The organism is Leptospira neocaledonica, from assembly GCF_002812205.1.
Lineage (GTDB): Bacteria > Spirochaetota > Leptospiria > Leptospirales > Leptospiraceae > Leptospira_B > Leptospira_B neocaledonica.
In genome coordinates this window covers 101,820-121,153 of the sequence record NZ_NPEA01000007.1, presented here as the reverse complement: position 1 = coordinate 121,153, position 19,334 = coordinate 101,820, and the positions used below count along the sequence as shown (strand labels likewise).

The window sequence follows — 19,334 nt, the reverse complement described above, 5'->3', positions numbered from 1 at the left end:
ACCCTATGCCGATTAATGTCGCAAACGAAATGACCGATGCTTATAACTTAAAACTAAGATCCTTCGATATGGGGGATCTAGAACAGTTTAAGACAGTATTCATCAATGAAAATCGAGGAAAGCCAATCTTCCTCCTTAGATTTCAAAATATTTCCACAGTTTCCCTAGTAGAATTCATACAATTGATCCCTCAGAGGATCGCGGATATAGAACCTTCTCATCGAGAGTTATTTCGTTATTATGCTTATGGAGATAAAAAGAACCTACTAATCGGTGTCGCTCCTTTGGACAATTCCGGGCCGGTCAGTCTTGCCAATTTTGACGCTGCCATGGGAAGATTTCATGACCATGCGGTCCGAACCGGAACTCTCAATTTTGATTTCGGAATAGGGCGGACTCAGTGTAATTTTATTTCCTATGTAGAAGAAATCTTCAGAGAGTTGGAAACTTCTTCTTTAAAAAACCTGAAAGATAATCTGGTTCGTTGGAGCTGGACGTATTTAAATCGTGTAAACGATTATTTTGCGAGTGAGCGTGCGGACGCGGTCATCCAACCGATCATTCATTATAATCATAGAGATCATACATTCTCCATGAAAGGTGGAGAAGTTTTTGTCGGAGGGGAAGCGTATGCAGGTTATGCGGATCTCATCCGAGATATTCCTCATGACCAGGATCTAAATAGGATAGAACTTCTGATCTTAGAGAAGTTGATCATGTCCTGCAACGGTTCTCCTGGACTTCTGAAATTTAATATTTCTCCTCAAACTCTAATCGATACATTCGATACGGATGAGAAGGTCACTCGTTTTCATGAACTACTTCTGAAACAAAATCTGAATCCTCAAAATGTTCGTATGGAGTTGATCGAAAAACCCTACGAGGAAGGAGAGGCAACTCTCAAATCCGTATGTAGAAGGTTCTGGAATTTCGGGATCAGCTTTGCAGCGGATGACTTCGGAGTAAAAAGCCAAAGTCACCAGGTGGTCTTAGATCTAGGAGAGATGATCAAAGAATTTAAATTGGATCCGATCAGTTTTAAATTTAAAGCAGATCAGGATTTGACCAAGTTCTTGGACAACCTTGCATTCATAGATTATTGCAGAAGACTTTCCGACAACAGAGAAGCGATCATCACGGCGGAAGCATTAGAAGATATTGATTCCTTAAACTTCCTAATCACCCACCAAGTATATTATTTCCAAGCCAATCTATTCTGTAAAAAAATCTGGATCCAAGACTACCAGGAACGTTTTAAAGAAATGCAAAAACTTCCGGAAACCGCGGTTACTAAGGTCCTAAGTTCTCCTGAGCTTACACAAAGACTCAAAGAAGTCGGCAATATTTTCGTTCTAGCGAAAGAAGTAGATCTGTTTTAATTTGTAGGAATTCCAACGGGGAGTGGGGTTACCCCACCCTTGTTCTGGGTGGGGGCCGGTGTGGTGGTACCCGATGCGAGCTTTCGATAAAACGAAGCACGTTGATTTGATTTATAACCTCGCTTGACCTCGATTCTCTCGGTCACCGACTCAAGCAAAACTTGGTCGTCTTCTCGCTCCTATTGTCGCTGCGAAGGGGGGCCGGTGCGGTGGTACCCGATGCAAGCTTTCGATAAAAACCCCCATATCACAAATCCGTAAAAGATCAAGTAGATGTTTCACGGACTTCTTATGTAGGAATTCCAACAACCTCCGTAGAAATTGTTGTCGTGACTATTCCTTCAAGAAATTCAGAGTCGCTTTCTGGTTAATGATCCCATTATCTTTTAGTGTCACTTGCAGAGCATCTCCCGCATTTTCGATCTCGATCCGGAATTTACCTTCTTTGTCGATGATAGGGCTATTCTCCACATATCTTCCTTCGAAAATTTTCTGCTTATTGAACTTCACAACGTAGTTCACATTGTCTTGGCTTTCGATTTCCAGAAGAACTTGGTTTACACCTTTAGAGCCATCCCAAGACATAGCAGTCCAAGGTCCTTTAAATTTTTCTAAACTAGAGTCTCCACCAAAAGAACGCATCACCTTAGCGGGTTTTGCTTGGGAAAGAACGGCTGATACAGGAGTAGCCTTATCACTTTCTCCACCTAAATCCGTTTTAGAAGTCACCGAGTAGAGATACAAAATTTCTTTCTCAGGAACATCTGCGACAAAGTTTGTAGTCTTTTCATTGGTGCCGGAAACGAAGTCCCAAGAAGAAGCTCCTCTTTTTTTACGATACACATAGTATTCGTTGGCCCCTTTAACGGAGTCCCATTTCAGAGAAATTTTTCCTGTTTTTGCATCGAGTGCGCCTTTCAGATTGTTCGGAGTAGGAAGTTTTGCAGCTCTATGTTTGTTCGGATCTATATATCCGTAAGCATAATCGGAGAATGGTCCGGATTGACCGTCCTTATTCACTGCTGCCACTGCGTAGAATGCATACTGGCCATTGAGTTTTTCATCAATGAATGCCTCTTTTGCTTCTTCTCCTATCTTGGACCAAGCGCCTCCTCCGAATAATCCGCTTACATCATAACGATATACCAGATATTTAGAAGCTCCCGAGACCTTCTGCCATTGTACTTCTATTTTACTATTATATAATCCTTTTGTTGCTGTAAGCCCGAAAGGTTTAGAAGGTTTAGCTTCTGCCTTCATAGTAAATCCGGAAGCTGCATCGGAAGCATCTCCTGTTTTACCATTACTGATCGCAGCGATTACATAAAATTCAGTGACCCCGTTCTTGGCGGCCGCATTATCAGTGTAATTCGTATTCTTAACTCTTCCAACAGAGAGATATTTTTTCTGGATGGAATTCCACTTATATACATAATAATCGGAAACATCACTGATCGATTCCCAAACCAGGTCGATTTTGTTCGGATATTGCCCTTGGCTTGCTTTAACTCCCACAACTTTAGGGGGAGCTTTTGCCTCTTCCGTTTTTGCGTAACCGATCGCTTCTCCATCGGATAAATCGGAAGAGTCAGTGTCTGTTAAGGTTGCAACTTTATAAGAATAAGCCATATCCTTTTGGATCCCGTCATCCGTAAATCCATTTGTCTGAGAAAGTCCGACCTTAGAAAAAGAAGAATCTCCAGGACCCTTTCTATGAATCTCGTATCCGATCGCAAGCGGAACCGATGCCCAGGTCAGCACTACTTTATCCGAAAAAGAACCTTGGGTGGCTGCGATCTCTTTCGGAGCGGTCGGTTTTACTTTTTCAGGAGGTACTGGTTTTACATCTGTTGCAGGTGTGGTAGTCGTTGTGTTCGTGGCAGTTGCCGGCGTCACATCGTCCACAAGTACGAAGGCAGATTGGCAAACTTTAGTGAACCATCTATAATCGATATAACCGTAGCCGTTATCTCCCCATTGTGTGGACCAAGAGTTGATAAATTTGAATGCACCCTTGGAATCATCGTAGCCTACGATTGCAATTGCATGTCCTCCGTAAGTTTTACCAACTCCCTCTTTATAAATTTCTTTTCCCTTTAAATTCATAAAATTTTCATAAACTATTATACCGGCTACTACGGGCCTTCCCAAAGAGAGCTGGTTTTTAAGTTCGGTCGGATCGGTTTGCCTGATTCTCAAAAATTCTTTTGCTTTATAAGAAGAAGCCACATTAAAAGCATCTTGAGGAGGGCGAGCCAGATAATCTCTCTCGTTATATGGCATAGAAGACCACGGAGCTGCTCCTTTTTCTACAACTATACGCATTGCATCCGAAATCAAAGATCCGTTGTCTCTGCCTCCGTTGATCTGGTTATAGATGAACGCAGGTGAAAAAATATTGGAATAGTTTGGACTTCCGGAAGAGTCGCTTAATTTCCAACCTCTATCCTTTCTTTCCATATATTCTTGAAAAGACTTGGTGGCATAGGCAGTGGACCAAGCCACGCAGGAACTCTGCTGACCCTGATCTCCTACAGGAGGCATGTATTGGGACAGATCCACAGAAGAAGAAAGTCCTCTATGAGATATTCGATTCGGATTTGCTTCTTTGAATGAAGCTAAAAGTTCCGCAGGTTCTTGTTTCATTCCCAGGCCTGGAGGTGTCTGAGAGAATAGGCCGGTTGCGGAAAGTAAAAGTAATAAAGCGGATAATAAACGCAAATTTGGTTTCATCTATTTGTCCTTTAGTTCTTAATTAAAGATAATATATTTTCTTCTAGTTGTTTATTGTATTCTCTGAATGCGTAAGGATGGGGTTCGTAAAGTCCGATCACTTCGGACTCGACCCCCTTACTATCCTTTACTTTTTTCTTAATTAAAAAAAGTATATATTCTCCTTCTTGAGGAGCCGCCTTTAACCATTTTCCGAATAGTTCCGGAAAGATCAAAAAGGCGATATCGAATTTCTGTCGGAGTTCCTTGCCGCCTTTTAAGGATCTTAAAATTTCCACATTAGCAGTCACAGAAATGGAATTAGAGGAGATCTTACTTTCTTTCACATTGGAAAGTTTTGCCAGTGCGATAAAGTCGGAAGAATTCACCTGCGATTCCAGACTAGGAGGCGGTGTTAATGCGGAAATCGGAGAGATGAATAATAGAATCAGTACGAATAGCACCGATACGAAACGTTTTTGCATTTGGAATGACTCCGGAAACAATTTGTTAACGCGGCTTTCCACTCTACTGCCGATCGGGAACCTTTTTCAAGGATTTTCCTTTGGAAAATAATTTATAGGAAATGGTATTTTAAACGAGTTCGGGAACTTATTTTGCTCGGACAAGCAAGGAAGGGAGATCTATTGATTCTGGTTTTTCAGGAATTTTAGGAAAAATCCCTCTAATCTTAGGAGAATCGTCCACCCATATAAGTGCAGTCTTATATTTCATATCTCCGCTATCTGGCTGGATATATGCCTGTATCCCGAATGCTCTTGCGAGTTCCAATGCAGCACTTGAGTTGGCAGGTTTGAGTAAGACTATCTTCTCGCTTAGTTTACCGAATCTATTCTTTAGATCTTGGTGGGTGTCCTTTTCAGGAGTTAAACTAATAAAAACAAATTGAGAATCACTAGGCGCGGATTTATGAAACCAGTTTAGGAATTTTTCCACTTCATCTAGATCGTTTTTGGATGAGTCCAAAAATCCGAAATATAAAAAACTTTGTTTTCCGGAGAAGACAGACTGAATGGAGATGCTCTCTTGTTTTTCTGCTAGAACTAAGGTCTCATCTGGGAGATCCTTCTCTGCTTGGATCATTCCCGGATTGGGATGAGAAAAGAAGAAGACGATAATCAGACTGGCAATTACGCCTGTCGAAAAGAATTTCCAAGCCCCGGATTCCATCTCTAATTACAATGGACGAAAGCTCGCCAGAAACTGCAGCTTTATTTCTTAAGAAATACCTTTGAATATTTAAGGAATCTTATTCAGAAAAATATTTCCAGTGTGTAAAATATGGAAATATTTAGGCGGTTTAAAACGTCGGAATTAGTTATCGTCCAATTCAAAATGGACTGGGACCCTATGATTCATACGAGTAGGTCTTCCTTTGGCATAACCCGGACTCCATCGAGCTAATCGGATCACTTTCACTGCTGCTTCTTCGAAACCATATCCACGAATAGAAGATTTGATCACTTTCGCATTAATCAGATTTCCCTTCTCATCTACTTGTACCTCCAAGTAGATCATCGCATCGGAGATACCTTGTGCCCGCGCATTCTCCGGAAAATAATCTCTCAAAGAAAAATCGATGATAGGAGTAGGGGCCTTGTCTCCGTAAAAAGCGAATAGGAATCCGTCTTTGTCGGTACCTTCTCCGCTGATCTCGTTCTCTTTGATCTCGTTTGGATCTGGATCTTTACCTTCTTCGTTGGAACCTTCTACCCATTCGTTTGGATCTTTATGAGTGGGAGAAGTTTCTCCTCCAAGCAGTTCAGGAGGAATGTCTTGGATATCTACTTCTACGTTCATCTCCAATTGTTCGGAATCTACAAATTCCTTTTCTTTGTGAGTGATATAGTAGTAAGTTAAGAATAGAAATAGGTGAAAAGCGAGAGATCCGTAAACACAAATCTCCCAAAGAGAAAGTTCTCCCAGTTTTTGGATTACGTCAGTCTTTACTTTTTCCAGAGTAGGATTCATTTCTCCGGATCACCTTTTAACGGATAATGCGATTTGGTGCACGCCTGCTTTTTTGATCTTTCCCATAGTCTCTGCTATTTTTCCATACGGAAGGGAAGAATCAGCGGATAACGTGATCCTCATATTAGGACGGATTTTGGTCTCTCTTTGTAATTGGGCTTCGAGTCTCGGAAAATCCGTCTCGTTCCCTTCTAAGAAAATTTTTCCGTCTTTAGATAATGCCACCTGAACGGTTTTGGCTAGATTCGCATCTACTGCATCCGCTTTAGGAAGATTGATATTGATAGATTCTTTTTTTAAGAAGTTCGCGGTAACCATAAAGATTACCAAAAGAACCAAAATAACGTCCACCATCGGAGTTATATTAATACTGCCGATTTCTTCTCCGTCGCCGGAAGAACTTTGACCTGCCATATATTCTCCTTTCTAGAAATCCTCGGTTTAACCTTTCCGAGACAGGCTTGCTAAAAATTCTTTGGAAAGAATTTCCAGATTGGATTGGATGATTTTCAATTTTCTGCTGAAGTAGTTATTCGCCATTACCACAGGAATTGCGACAGCAAGACCCACTGCGGTTGCGAGTAGCGCTTGCGAAATGGTTCTCATGACCACTTCTCCCGCTGCGTTCCCCAAAGTTCCTAATTTATAGAATGCGCTGATTACTCCGAATACTGTTCCTAAGAGTCCGATAAATGGGGCGTTGTTCCCTAAAGTGTTTAGAATAGAAAGTCTGGTCTCGAAACCGACTCTTTCTCCAATCATCTTTCCTTCCATCAGCTCTCCCAAACTTTCTTTTCCACCTTTGGAATGTTCGGAGGAGAAGTCCGCAAATCTTGCGTAAACATTCTCTGGATAATTTTCTGAAAATTTAGGAGCTCCGGATAGATCTCCCTTTCTTGCAGTTTGGATGATTTCAGGTAATACGAAGGCGGAGTCTTTCGTATTTTTAACGAATATGATCGCTCTTTCTACTACAACGGCTACCGCAAGAACACTCGCGATCGCCATGATCACGAAGATCGCCGTTTCCATGTACCCGATAGCAATTTCAAAACTCATTTTATAGATCCTTCTTAATTTCTGTTTTTTTGTCTGATACGATCCCAGTCATTCTGTTTTTGTTCCGAAATTTCGGACTTAAAGTTCTGGTTCTGACGAATAAAGTTCTTTGCAATTTCTGACGCAGCCGATGGTTTCCACTCCGGAATTAGAAATTAGGAGTTCGGAACCTTCTCCGCTACAATCATTTTCAGATCCGACCCTGGACCAATATGCCTCGTTGCAATTAAAAATACATTCCTGGGTTTTGGAATTTAAGCCGGACATTTGCTCTTGGGCTAATAGCTGGCTGCAATAAGATTCATAATTTTTTGCGGAGCCTCCGGAGAATAATCCGGAAATTTCGCTTTCTCCAATTCCGCTCAGATCCTGAGAAGTTTTTAAACAATCTTCCGCTTCTTGCATGGAAGACTTACATGCTGCAGATGGATTTGCTGAATAGTTTAAGAGAGATTGTAATACTAAAGTACTTTCGTTAGACCCTTCCGGAGAATATTGGGAGCAGTATGAGAATAATACTAGAGCGGAGAATAATCCGAACCAATGTGTAGAAACTTTTCCCAGACTCCGGACGTACATTAGAACTTAACCTCGATACCTACGTTGAAGAACGGAATGATCACACCACCCGGCAAAGGAATTGTTCCGAATGTCGGGCTAGGACTTGGGTTCGTTTTGGAATAAGGTTTCGTATTATCGAAATCTTCTCCACCCACGTTCTCTCTTAGGTATACGTTTACTATCTCCAAGAAGGTATTCACATACCCCCATTCATAATTGAAAAATCTATCGAAACGGATGTCAAGTCGATGATAAGGCTTTAATCTACGACTATTGATATATTCTCCCAGGGCAGGGTTATTGGCGTATTGAGGCACCCAATAGGTTTGGCCATTTGCAGGGTTACTGAACCTTCCCCCGTCATCCCCTACAATTGGAGTAAACGGCCTGCTGGTCAAGTAGGACCATCGGGCACCGAACTGCCATTCTTGGCTCCATCTCCAACCGAAGACCATATTGATCACATGGGTCCTGTCGTAGTCGTATAATGTCTCTTTAGAATTCTTATAAAACTCCGCAGCGATTTGGGTCTCCTGGGCACTTAAAGGAGCCGTGCCCGGGTCAGGAGTGAATATATTATTATTTCTGAATGTTTGGGACCAGGTATAAGTAATCCAACCGAACCAGTTTCTGGTTCCTGGGCGGGAGTTTTTACGAAGTACTAATTCGTATCCTCTGGACCAACCGGTTCCGCTATTCGAATAATTCAGCTTCTTGTTTGTGATATAAGGTTGAGTGATTCTGCCGTACGGATCAGGATTTGTTCCGATTGGATCAGTGATATACGGATCATCTACGATCAAGTCGGAATACTCCTGTTTAAAGATCTCTCCTTTGATCTGATAATCTCCTGCCAGAAGTTGTTCGATACCGCCACCGTATTTGAATACTTTTTCGAAATCCAGATGAGGGTTTCCACTATCCTTATTAAATCTAGTGTCCAGAGGGAAGCGGAAGAAATTACCTCCACCTCCGAAGATAGTAGTTCCTTGTCCGAATTTATAGGAAGCCTGAGCTCTCGGGCCGAAGGCACTATTATTCACATACGGAATATAATCGTATCTCATTCCCGGTTCGATTTGTAAACCGCCGAGTTTAATCTTAGTAGTTAGATAACCGTTATAATAGGAACCCTTAGCAGTAATATTCGTGGGAATAGTGGTAAAGTCAGGGCTCTGAGTATCGTAAGGGTTTGGGCTTAAATTATTCGGATCCGATTGGATAATACTAGAACCGGTAGAATAATAATTTAATAACCTGTATTCGGTTCCAAACTCAGCGCTAAAATATTTGTTTGGATCCCAGAAAGCATCCTGACGTACACCGTTATACGCACCGCTAGCCCTGTTCTTTCCTTGGATGGAACCAAATGCAACGTTAAAATCTGTAAAAGGATCATAACTGATCACTGTGACACGATTAGAGAATGTATCAATTGGCTTCCAAGTATAACGAACTGCTTGTGTCCTGAATCCTTGTCCTGAGGAAATACTTGCACCTGCAAATGCAGCGGTTGCATCATTTGCAGGATCGTTCTGGTATTTAGCGGGAAGATTTGCTGCAAAGTCATCCTTAGAATAGAAGGAGTGGAAAGAAATCTGATGATGTTCGTTGAAATTATGAACAAACTTTACTTGAGAATCTACGAATCTAGGAAGTCTGAGTCCTTCCGGAAAATCAGCACCTAGGGCAGAAGTCAAACCTTGCACAAATCTGTCCAAGTATCCAACCCGAGCAGAAGCGATCAGATAACCTTTCCCGCCGAAAGTAGGGCTCATATAACTGATACTACTGGACCAAGCGGAGATAATCAGGTTTTTCTGGGACTTGTCCACTTTATCGACTGTGTCAATATGAATGACCCCGCCCAATGCGTTATTGAAGTTTGCGGGGAACACACCTGTATACACGTCAATGGATTTGATCAGGTTCGCATTTACCACCGCACTTAATCCGTCGAAGTGGAACGGATAAAGAATAGGAAGATCATCCACTAAATATAAGTTCGAGTTCGGATCGGAACCCCGGATCACGTAATTGTTTGCACCACCACCGAATGCTGCAGAAGGAACCACGCCCGGAATTGTTTCCAATGCACGTAAAGGTTCACCGAAAGTACCGGGCATCCTTTTAATCTCTTCGTATTTGATCGTAGTCCTGGAAAGAATCGGTTTATCTCTCTCCGCGGAAACTGTGATTGTACCTTTAGGTTCCTTTGTTTTAGGAGATGCTACAGAAGAGTCAGAACCTGAATCCGTATAAAGAGTAACTGTTTGGCCTGAGGCTTCGACGTTACCTTTAATATCCTGCATATCTTCTATTTTCAAGATACGAAACGTATAAATACCTGGAGAAGGTACTACGGCATCAAAATAACCTTCTGCATCCGTTTTATAGATTTTTTTGGTTTCGAAAAGTAAAACCTGGGTCTTAGCTTCTCCTTGGTTTTTTTGTCTGGAGAATAACCTGGCTTTAAAGGTTACTTCTGCAAACAAATCTAAGGGAGCGATTGCCGCGAGAAAAGCGATTTTGATCAGGACTTTTTTTAACTTCATGGCAATTTAGGATCCACAAATACATCTTTAAAATTCAAATACCAAGGGATTTCTCCCGCAGGTTTATCATAATAGATCCAAAGACAAACTACAGGATAAGAGTTGAAAGGGCATTCTGCTTTGGTGATCGCAATACTACAAAGATCTAAGTTCCTTCTTTGTACATCTCCTATCGCTACCGGAAAATGTGGTGGGATCGGATCTCCACATTTTTTAGAAAGATATTCAGATGCAGCATAGATCTGACTATTTGCGTCTCCTTGCGGAACCGTATCTTCCTGAACACAATCTATGAATAAAATACAAAAGAAACTGAATGCGAATAAGCGGGTTTTCATTTTTTGCCCGCCTCGGTAGGACTTGCAGAAGGAGAACCGATCACTGTACCTTTTACTTTCAGAACACTTATTGTGCCTACCGGAAAGAATAGATGAGTTTCATGCCAGTATTTTACCTTGATCAAACTTTTCCCTCCCGGGATCTTTTGAACTGCATCGCTAAGTGCATAATCCATATTTAATGGATTGGTGACAGGGATAATTCCGAACAAAAAGAAAACGGAACTTTCTCCGCTGGAAACTCCCAGCTCCATATAATCCTTGGAACGAATGATCGTAGCGGAATCAACGAGTTGAGTACTTGTAACTCTGCCTCCCACGTCCGCTCGACTAAAAGTACCCGAGCATGCTTCTGCCGTTAAAAACATAAATGAGAGCAGAAGGCAGATCTGAAGTCGAATCATAGTAAGCCCGAATTAACGGCCTTTTTTTCTCGGGTCCGTAGGTTCTTCTTCGAACTTGATCGCTTCTGCCGAGATATGAAGACGATTGATAGTGAAGAAGAGTAGGATGGTTTTGTCTGTCCAATATCTGACATTGATCAAAGCATCCGCGTCCTTTTCCCTTTTCAGATCCTCCAATAGTTGGTCGATCGGAGGTTCTCCTAAAGGAATTCCAATTATAGCTATATCAAAGGTGAACCAGTGCTTCGTACCTTCAACCGGAGAGACCACTTTATATTTTTTGTCTGCTACCGGGACAGTGCTAGTTGCTAATCCTGCGCTAGAAGTAGCACAAGATGCCAACACTGCTGTAAGTACGATGGATAAGACTAGCCCGTAAATACGAGGTTTCATGTTTTTTCCTTTCCTGGGAACCGACTCGGGTCTAAGTTAATTTCTCATTAGAACGGAGGCGTTTCGCGATTGAGGTTCAATCTTTAGTATCCACCATCAATCTCCCAAAAGACATATTTTCCAAGAAAAAAAATTTCGTTCGGAACCAGAATCACTGTGATGTGGTCGGGATAAATATCGGTTAGGAGGGAAAATATATTACAAAACCATGATTCTTTGGTTTCGTAGAATATTTAAATTTGTTGGTCTTCTTTCTTATAAGACTTCACAAGTCTGCGAGCTGTTTGGTAAGAACCTGCCAGTCCTTCGGTTACAAGTTCTTCCGCCTTATGGAAATCATTTCCTAGTTTAGAAAAGAAATCATCTAACAACATGGATTGAACTGATTCGTGTAACCAGTGTTTGGCCTGTTCTTTCCTCTTTTTATCCAAGTAACCTTTGTCTCGGATGGCTTGTATAAAGTTTAAAATTTCAGTCCAGATTTCGGAAATTCCTTCGCCGGTAACCGCTGAGCATGTTCTAACTTCTGTCTTGATACCGGATTCATGAGTTGGAAGAAAATGAACTGCAGAGATTGTTTCCGCTTTTGCTCGATTTGCTCTGGCCGTATTTTCTCCGTCCGCTTTGGTGATGGCGATCAGGTCTGCCATCTCCATGATTCCACGTTTGATCCCTTGTAATTCGTCTCCGGCTCCTGCTATTAAAAGAAGAAGGAAAATATCCACCATAGAATTGACTGCAGTTTCGGATTGTCCCACTCCTACAGTTTCTACAAGGATTGTATCAAATCCTGCCGCCTCGCATAGAAAGATAGTCTCCCTAGTTTTACGTGCGACTCCTCCTAAGGAATCTCCGGAAGGAGAAGGGCGAATGAATGCTTCTTTTTTACGGGAGAGAGTTTCCATTCTGGTCTTGTCTCCCAAAATGGATCCTTTAGATAATTGTGATGTAGGATCTACGGCAAGTACTGCGATCTTTCTGCCTTGTTCGATCAGATGATTTCCGAAAGATTCGATAAATGTACTTTTACCTACACCCGGGATACCTGTGATACCAACCCGTACACTTTTTCCGGAATGAGGTAAACATTTTTCTAATATAGCTTCTGCAAGCTCTTGGTGAGACGGTAAGGTGCTCTCCACTAAAGTGATAGCTCTACTTAATAAAACTATATCTCCGGAGAGAATTCCTTGGGAAAAAGTTTCCGCATCCGGAAGGCTCTTCTTTTTGATAGAACCTCGGATTTGGGCTTCTTCTTTTCCCTCGGTTTCGGGCATGAGTAGATTAACCTTCTACACTCTTGATCAGAAGTTCTAGGATTTCTGCACCTGCTTTGGAGATTTTGGTCCCAGGCCCGAAGATCCCATTCACTCCAGACTTATACAAGAAATCATAATCTTGCTGAGGGATTACTCCACCTGCGATCACTAGGATATCTTCTCTTCCTAGTTTTTTGAGTTCTTGGATTACCTGAGGAACTAAAGTTTTATGACCTGCTGCAAGGCTTGAAACTCCGAGAACATGCACGTCGTTTTCGATGGCTTGTTTTGCTGCTTCTCCAGGGGTTTGGAATAGAGGTCCTATATCAACGTCGAATCCCATATCTGCAAAGCTTGTGGAAATTACTTTTGCACCTCTATCATGTCCGTCCTGTCCCATCTTAGCGACCATGATCCTAGGCTGTCTTCCTTCTAACTTTGCGAATTTTGCGGAGAGTTCTTTTGCCTTTTTGAAATCCGGATCATCCATGATTTCCTCCGAGTACACTCCTTTGATCATATGAGTGACGGATTTATATCTGCCGAATATTTTCTCCATAGCGAAAGAGATCTCGCCAAGGGTTGCTCTTTTTCTAGCCGCATCTACAGCAAGTGCAAGCAGGTTTCCGTTTCCTGTTTTAGCACATTCAGTGATCGCATCTAATGCGGCACTCACTGCTGCATTGTCTCGATTTTTCTTAAGTTCGTTTAGTTTACGGATCTGAGATTCTCTCACCGCAGTATTATCGATATCCAAGATCTCCAAAGGATTTTCTTTGGAAGGACGATAACGATTGATACCTACGATTACATCTCTGCCGGAGTCGATCCTTGCTTGTTTACGGGCAGCGGCTTCTTCTATCCTCATTTTAGGAATTCCGGTTTCGATTGCTTTTGCAATACCACCCAGTTTTTCCACTTCTTGGATAAGTTCCCAAGCTCTTTCAGCAAGTTGAGAAGTTAAAGATTCAATATAGAAAGAGCCACCCCAAGGATCCACAACTCTGTGAATATTTGTTTCTTCTTGTAAGTAGATCTGAGTGTTTCTTGCAATCCTTGCGGAGAAGTCAGTAGGTAATGCAATTGCTTCGTCGAGTGCATTTGTATGCAAAGATTGAGTATGACCAAGGGCTGCAGCAAGAGCTTCTATACAAGTTCTTCCTACGTTATTAAAAGGATCCTGTTCAGTTAAGCTCCAACCGGAAGTTTGGCAATGAGTTCGAAGAGCTAAGGATTTATTACTCTTAGGGTTAAACGTTTTTACGAGTTTTGCCCAAAGAAGTCTTCCTGCTCTCATCTTGGCGATTTCCATAAAATGGTTCATACCAATTGCCCAGAAGAAGGAAAGACGAGGTGCAAAACTATCTACGTCCATTCCTGCCTTAATACCGGTGCGTAGGTATTCCAACCCATCCGCCAAAGTATAAGCAAGTTCTATATCCGCAGTAGCTCCTGCTTCCTGCATATGATAGCCGGAGATGGAGATTGAATTGAACTTAGGCATGAAGTCAGTGGTGTATTTGAAAATATCAGCGATAATTTTCATAGAAGGTTCAGGAGGATAAATGTAAGTGTTCCGCACCATGAACTCTTTTAGGATATCATTCTGTATGGTACCTGAAAGTTGTTCCGGCTTTACTCCCTGTTCTTCTGCAGCTACAATATAAAAAGCTAATGTAGGAATTACAGCTCCATTCATTGTCATGGAAACTGACATCTGATCTAAAGGGATCTGGTCGAAGAGTATCTTCATATCCAGAACCGAATCGATTGCGACTCCAGCTTTTCCTACGTCTCCTAAAACTCTTTCGTGATCGGAGTCGTATCCTCTGTGAGTTGCTAAATCGAAAGCAACAGAAAGACCTTTTTGTCCTGCTGCTAAGTTTCTACGATAGAATGCATTTGATTCCTCGGCAGTAGAGAAGCCAGCATACTGACGGATTGTCCAAGGTTGTTGGACATACATTGTGGAATAAGGCCCGCGTAGAAACGGAGGAATTCCTGCCGCATAATCCAGATGTTCCAGGGACTCCACGTCTTTAGGAACATATACCGGTTTGACAGGAACTTTTTCGGGAGTATTCCAAATCGTTTCTTCTAATTTAGAAAGTCCTAATTCGTCCAAGGCCTCTTTGGACCAGGATTCGAATTTAGTGTCGTCATTTACCGGGGTTCTGTTGGGGGAGAATGTAGGTCTTTTCATTGGATTCCCAGCCTTTTTTGAAGATCGGAAAGTGTTTCTAATAGATTGGATCGAACATGGATAAATCCGTTTACACCCGCAGATTCCAGTTCGGAAAGAATATCTTTTGGATATCCAGCCACGTATACAAGAGGCTTGGATTTTAATTTAGAAAGAATATCCTTCACATAGGATGTCACTTCTTCGTCGGAACTACAGAAGACGATCATCTGAGGATTTTCTTTTTGGATCCCAGCAATTGCTTCTTCTGAAGTTTCGTAACTTCCAGGATCGATTACATTAAATCCTGCACATCCTAAAAAGTTGAGAGAGAAGATCGCTCTTGCCTTCTTCATTTTTAGGTCACCTAAAGGAAGAAGAAGTACTTTTACAGAAGTTTTGTTTTTGGTTTCGTAGTTTTCCGTTTTTATCCGGATCTCTTCGATTGCATCTCCTGCAAAAAATTCAGGAAGGGCTGCTACTTTAAGTTCGTTAGCCGAGGAGGCGAGCCCGGAAGACTTGATGTTTTTATTTAGATCTTTGTTTTGGATCTTATCTTTAGAATTCGGATATTGGTTTGTTCCAAGGAAGATTTCTTTACGAGTAGAGTAATTTTCTTCCTTCTTCTTTTTGGATTCTAAAATGGAAGATTGGATCTTACCGGATTTTAGGCATTCCAGGAATCCGCCGTCCTTCTCTACTTCCGTAAACAATTTCCAAGCCTGTTCTGTGATTTGGTCTGTGATTGTTTCTAGATAATAAGAACCAGAAGAAGGATCAGCCACCTTATCCAAATAAGATTCATGTTTTAGAAGTAATTGAACGTTTCTTGCGATCCTAAGAGAGAAAGAATCTGCAGGTTGTAATAAATGATCAAATGGAAGAACATTGATGATCTCAGCTCCGCCGATTGCTGCAGAGATTGCTTCAGTAGTTCCTCTCAAAATATTATTATGAAGATCATAGATCCCATAATTATACCTTGCGGTTTCTGCCTCTATAAACGGTAGAGAAGCTTCCCCCTTATCGGAAGAATAAGAAGAAAAAATTTCCGCCCAAAGAGTTCTGGCTGCTCTGAACTTTGCGATCTCTAAGAAATAATCCGGACCGATCGTAAATTGGAAAATTGTCTGAGAGTTCACTACTTCTGGTGAAACTCCTAGTTCTCCCAAACGATATAAGTATTCAGAACCAAGAGCGAGAGTATAAGCAAGTTCTTGAACAATTGTAGAACCGCTGTCTCTAAATGTAGAAGAATGAACTGTGAGTGCTCTGAAATTTTTCCATTTTCCTGCAAGTTCAGTTAAGATCGGTTTTAAAGTTTCAGGACCGTGTCCGCCGGAATGGCCTTGTCTTGCGAGAATTCTGTAAGGATCATAACCGAGTCCCCCCACAAGAGTTTTGTTTTTAGGAAGCCAGGAATAAAGTTCGGGAGATTTTTCTTCTGCAACAAAATGAAGAGTGATCTCATTAAGAGGAAGGTCTTCTAATAAGAATGCCAGATCCTTTTCGTTTTTGATCTGTATTCCTTTTCTGCCGGAACCCACATCCGCAAGCACAAGTCCCAGGGCAGAAACTCCGTTGCCGATTGCTTCTACAGCTAATTCTTTTGCAGTTTTTAGATCGGGAGTATCGATGTCTTGTCTGATACTCCAATCATTTGTAAGTTTGCGGGTAGATCTAAGATAAGGAAATTTTCCTGGTAAATTGGAAAGGAGCCATTCTTTTCCTTTTAGATTTTCTTTTCTATAAAACGGTAGGATCTTAAATCCTTCTTGGGTTTCCCAAACCAGTTTTTTTTCGAAATCCGCACCTTTAAGATCCTTTTGGATTAGGTTCGTCCACTCTTCGGTTGAAACCGGTGGAAATTCGGAGAAAAGTTTTTCTGATGCCATTCGATTTGCCGTCAGGCTCCTTCTTTTTTCGTTTTAAGATAATGAGGAATGGAGGCTAGGATGGAAATTGTCAAAGCTCCTACGATTACGATCAAAGAGAGTTCGATCGAAACATGGATCACCCTTCCGAAAACGTATCCTGAAAACGCAGGAAGAAGAAGTTTTACTCCAACGAACGCCAGAAGCAAGGAGACTCCTTTTTTCAAATAAATGAAAAGTTCCATCACTCCTCCCAAAAGGAAGAATAAGGATCTAAGTCCTAGGATCGCAAATACGTTGGAAGTATAGATGATAAAACTATCTTGTGTAATTGAGAAAATTGCAGGAATAGAATCGATCGCGAAAAGAATATCGCTGAATTCCACGACGATCAGTATCAAGAATGTAGAAGTGAAAAGAGTTTTTCCATGTTCTTTTACCAAAAACTTTTCCGGATGGAAAGTTTTGGACATAGGAAGAATTTTGCGAGCGTACTTAATAAGTTTCATTTCATCCGGATCAAAATCTTCCTCTTCGTCGTGGAAGAACATCTTCCAAGCGGAGTAGAGGAGTAAAAATCCGAAAATATATAGGATCCATTCGAATCTAGAAACTAGTTCCGCACCGGAAAAGATCATTGCCGCTCGGAAGATTAATGCACCTATAATTCCCCATTTTAAGATCATGGGTTGATACTGGGACTGTATCCTGAACTTTGCAAAGATCATGATGAACACGAAAAGATTATCCACAGAAAGTGAATATTCCAGAAGGTATCCCGCTAAGAATTCCAGGGTCTTTTGTTTTGCAAGACCTGGGTTACTCGGATCTTCGTGGAAGATATAAACTAAAAGTGAAAAACTGACTGCAAGAGTTACCCAGAACAAAGTCCAGTATCCCGACTCTCTGAGAGAGAGTTTATGGGCTCTTTTATTCATTACGAATAGGTCCAAATAAATCAAAAGGCCTACCACGACAGAAAAAATAAGAAAAAGTGTAGAATCTTTTTGGCTAAACGAGATCATCGCAGCTTCCGAGGCCCAATTTGGGCCTTTGAAAGACAGGTTCCTCGGTTTGATCAGGAAGACAATCCCAAATCGCCGGGTGTTTAGAGATTAGGAGCTCTTAATGATTTATATTATATTCCCGATTTTGGCCCTTGTTCATTTGGGAGTTCTATTTTTAGGTTCAGACATATTTCTAGTTCGTTTGATTTCCAAAATTGTTCCCATTCTATATTTAATCGCGTTAAGTGTGGGAGAAGGAAGATGGAAAACTAGAGCAGGAATCTGGCTCGGGATTGGTCTCGTATTTTCACTCGGAGGAGATACGATCCTAGCTTTTCCGGACAAATATTTTGTTTTCGGTTTGGGCAGTTTTTTGATCGCTCAGGTAGCATATTCCGTTAGCTTTTCTTGGGGGAATCCAGTACATTTTCTTAGATTGATCCCATATATAATTTTTGGAGCTTCTTATTTTTATTGGCTTCTTCCTGGGATTGCATCTGCGTTAACCATCCCGGTCGCGGTTTACGTATCCGCGATCTGTGTGATGGGTTGGAGATCCGCCGCTAGAGAAGTTTCTTCCAGAGACAGATGGTTGGGAATTTTAGGAGCGATCAGTTTTATTATTTCTGATTCTATCATCGCGCTCGGACAATTCACTCCGAACAAACTTCCTTTCCACGGAGTTTGGGTGATGGCGACTTACTATTTAGCTCAATTTTTAATCTATCTTTCCCAAGAGGAAGAGGAATAAAATAGAAAAAATTATTATTGAACCAACTTGAAAATCCTCTAGAATTGTCGCGACCGGAGTATGCAGAATGAGTATTAAACCTTTAAAAGAAACTACATTTTTGGAAGCCGTAGCGGCTGTGATCCAGCATGAGAAGGACTACTTCGAATTTTACATGGACACGTACGAAAAACTCCCTCCGGGAAGAACTAGGGAATTATTCGAAAAACTCGCTGAGGAAGTGGATGAACATATTAAGTTTATCCAAGAGATCTATCAAGTCGCAGAAGGTGCCGAACTTCCGAACTTAAAACAATTGGCTGCCATCCATAAATTCCACCAAACCACCATCCAAAAGATCATGAATAAGGTGGAACGTACCATTACCGGTTCCGGATCCAAAGATGCTCACGAGGCGCTTGAACTTGCGATCAGAGAAGCCGAGAATTCAGTAGCATTCTACGAAAAGCTTACTACTAAGTTCGAAGATTCGAATACTAAATTATTGTTTTCTAAACTTATGGATTACAGCCATAATTACCAATCCCTGCTGGAAGCTGAGTTGAACACATTCGATCAGACTAGTTCCGCCGGCGGAGCATACTTCTGGGACGAACAAGCAGAAGAAGTAGCAAAAGCAGTAGGAAATTCTAAGCCTAGCAATAAGACTTCTAAAGGTTTAAAACCTTCTAAACCTGTTAAAAAAGCAGCAGCTAAAAAGGTAGTAAAGAAGGCAGCTCCTAAAAAAGCTAAGGTCGCAGCTAAGAAAAAGCCTGCTCCTAAAAAAGCTTCTCCCAAAAAAAAGGCAGCTTCTAAAAAGAAAAAGTAAGAACTAGAAAACCGGGAAACATTTGCTTCCCGGTTCCGCTTATTTGCGGGGTAGAGTTTA

The 19,334-nt window shown here is 41.5% G+C and carries 18 protein-coding genes; 3 read left to right on the top strand and 15 right to left on the bottom strand.

Annotation, left to right across the window (positions count from 1 at the left end; genetic code table 11):
- Positions 1-5 precede the first annotated feature (5 nt).
- A complete protein-coding gene (locus CH365_RS13565) occupies positions 6-1,379 on the top strand; it encodes an EAL domain-containing protein (RefSeq protein WP_425268555.1) in 1,374 nt (457 codons plus the stop codon).
- Positions 1,380-1,712: 333 nt separating this feature from the next.
- Here the strand turns inward: CH365_RS13565 and CH365_RS13560 are convergent, their stop codons facing one another.
- From CH365_RS13560 to CH365_RS13490, 15 genes are all read right to left on the bottom strand, one after another.
- Positions 1,713-4,112: a C1 family peptidase gene (locus CH365_RS13560; protein ID WP_100769109.1), complete on the bottom strand. Its 2,400-nt coding sequence runs from the start codon at positions 4,110-4,112 to the stop codon at positions 1,713-1,715.
- Positions 4,113-4,123: 11 nt separating this feature from the next.
- Complete coding sequence (locus CH365_RS13555) at positions 4,124-4,576, bottom strand: LIC_20196 family exoprotein (protein WP_100769108.1); 453 nt, start codon at positions 4,574-4,576, stop codon at positions 4,124-4,126.
- 127 nt (positions 4,577-4,703) lie between these two features.
- Positions 4,704-5,282, bottom strand: a complete 579-nt coding sequence (locus CH365_RS13550; RefSeq protein WP_100769107.1) for an SCO family protein — start codon at positions 5,280-5,282, stop codon at positions 4,704-4,706.
- Positions 5,283-5,426: 144 nt separating this feature from the next.
- Complete coding sequence (locus CH365_RS13545; RefSeq protein ID WP_100769106.1) at positions 5,427-6,083, bottom strand: energy transducer TonB; 657 nt, start codon at positions 6,081-6,083, stop codon at positions 5,427-5,429.
- A 9-nt stretch (positions 6,084-6,092) separates the two neighbouring features.
- A complete protein-coding gene (locus CH365_RS13540; protein WP_100710793.1) occupies positions 6,093-6,497 on the bottom strand; it encodes an ExbD/TolR family protein in 405 nt (134 codons plus the stop codon).
- A gap of 27 nt (positions 6,498-6,524) precedes the next feature.
- On the bottom strand, positions 6,525-7,142 hold the full coding sequence (locus tag CH365_RS13535; protein WP_100769105.1) for a MotA/TolQ/ExbB proton channel family protein: 618 nt from the start codon (positions 7,140-7,142) through the stop codon (positions 6,525-6,527).
- A gap of 78 nt (positions 7,143-7,220) precedes the next feature.
- Complete coding sequence (locus CH365_RS13530) at positions 7,221-7,721, bottom strand: hypothetical protein (protein WP_100769104.1); 501 nt, start codon at positions 7,719-7,721, stop codon at positions 7,221-7,223.
- Positions 7,721-10,258, bottom strand: a complete 2,538-nt coding sequence (locus CH365_RS13525; protein WP_100769103.1) for a TonB-dependent receptor plug domain-containing protein — start codon at positions 10,256-10,258, stop codon at positions 7,721-7,723. Before CH365_RS13525 ends, CH365_RS13530 begins: the two co-directional genes overlap by 1 nt.
- On the bottom strand, positions 10,255-10,596 hold the full coding sequence (locus CH365_RS13520; protein ID WP_100769102.1) for a hypothetical protein: 342 nt from the start codon (positions 10,594-10,596) through the stop codon (positions 10,255-10,257). Before CH365_RS13520 ends, CH365_RS13525 begins: the two co-directional genes overlap by 4 nt.
- Positions 10,593-10,964 carry a hypothetical protein gene (locus tag CH365_RS13515; protein WP_244283208.1) on the bottom strand — a complete coding sequence of 124 codons (372 nt, stop codon included), beginning with the start codon at positions 10,962-10,964 and terminating at the stop codon, positions 10,593-10,595. Before CH365_RS13515 ends, CH365_RS13520 begins: the two co-directional genes overlap by 4 nt.
- Before the next feature lie 48 nt (positions 10,965-11,012).
- Positions 11,013-11,393 carry an LIC20211 family lipoprotein gene (locus CH365_RS13510; protein ID WP_100769100.1) on the bottom strand — a complete coding sequence of 127 codons (381 nt, stop codon included), beginning with the start codon at positions 11,391-11,393 and terminating at the stop codon, positions 11,013-11,015.
- Positions 11,394-11,626: 233 nt separating this feature from the next.
- On the bottom strand, positions 11,627-12,670 hold the full coding sequence (gene meaB / locus CH365_RS13505; protein ID WP_100769099.1) for a methylmalonyl Co-A mutase-associated GTPase MeaB: 1,044 nt from the start codon (positions 12,668-12,670) through the stop codon (positions 11,627-11,629).
- Positions 12,671-12,677: 7 nt separating this feature from the next.
- A complete protein-coding gene (scpA, locus tag CH365_RS13500; RefSeq protein ID WP_100769098.1) occupies positions 12,678-14,855 on the bottom strand; it encodes a methylmalonyl-CoA mutase in 2,178 nt (725 codons plus the stop codon).
- Complete coding sequence (locus tag CH365_RS13495; protein ID WP_100769097.1) at positions 14,852-16,729, bottom strand: methylmalonyl-CoA mutase family protein; 1,878 nt, start codon at positions 16,727-16,729, stop codon at positions 14,852-14,854. Before CH365_RS13495 ends, scpA begins: the two co-directional genes overlap by 4 nt.
- Before the next feature lie 11 nt (positions 16,730-16,740).
- The gene (locus tag CH365_RS13490; protein ID WP_100769096.1) at positions 16,741-17,733 is read right to left on the bottom strand and encodes a TerC/Alx family metal homeostasis membrane protein; all 993 of its coding nucleotides are present in this window, start codon (positions 17,731-17,733) and stop codon (positions 16,741-16,743) included.
- Positions 17,734-17,836: 103 nt separating this feature from the next.
- Between CH365_RS13490 and CH365_RS13485 the strand changes: the two genes are divergently transcribed.
- Both CH365_RS13485 and CH365_RS13480 read left to right on the top strand, forming a co-directional pair.
- On the top strand, positions 17,837-18,466 hold the full coding sequence (locus CH365_RS13485) for a lysoplasmalogenase (RefSeq protein ID WP_100769095.1): 630 nt from the start codon (positions 17,837-17,839) through the stop codon (positions 18,464-18,466).
- Positions 18,467-18,533: 67 nt separating this feature from the next.
- Complete coding sequence (locus CH365_RS13480; RefSeq protein WP_100769094.1) at positions 18,534-19,274, top strand: ferritin-like domain-containing protein; 741 nt, start codon at positions 18,534-18,536, stop codon at positions 19,272-19,274.
- Positions 19,275-19,334 lie beyond the last annotated feature (60 nt).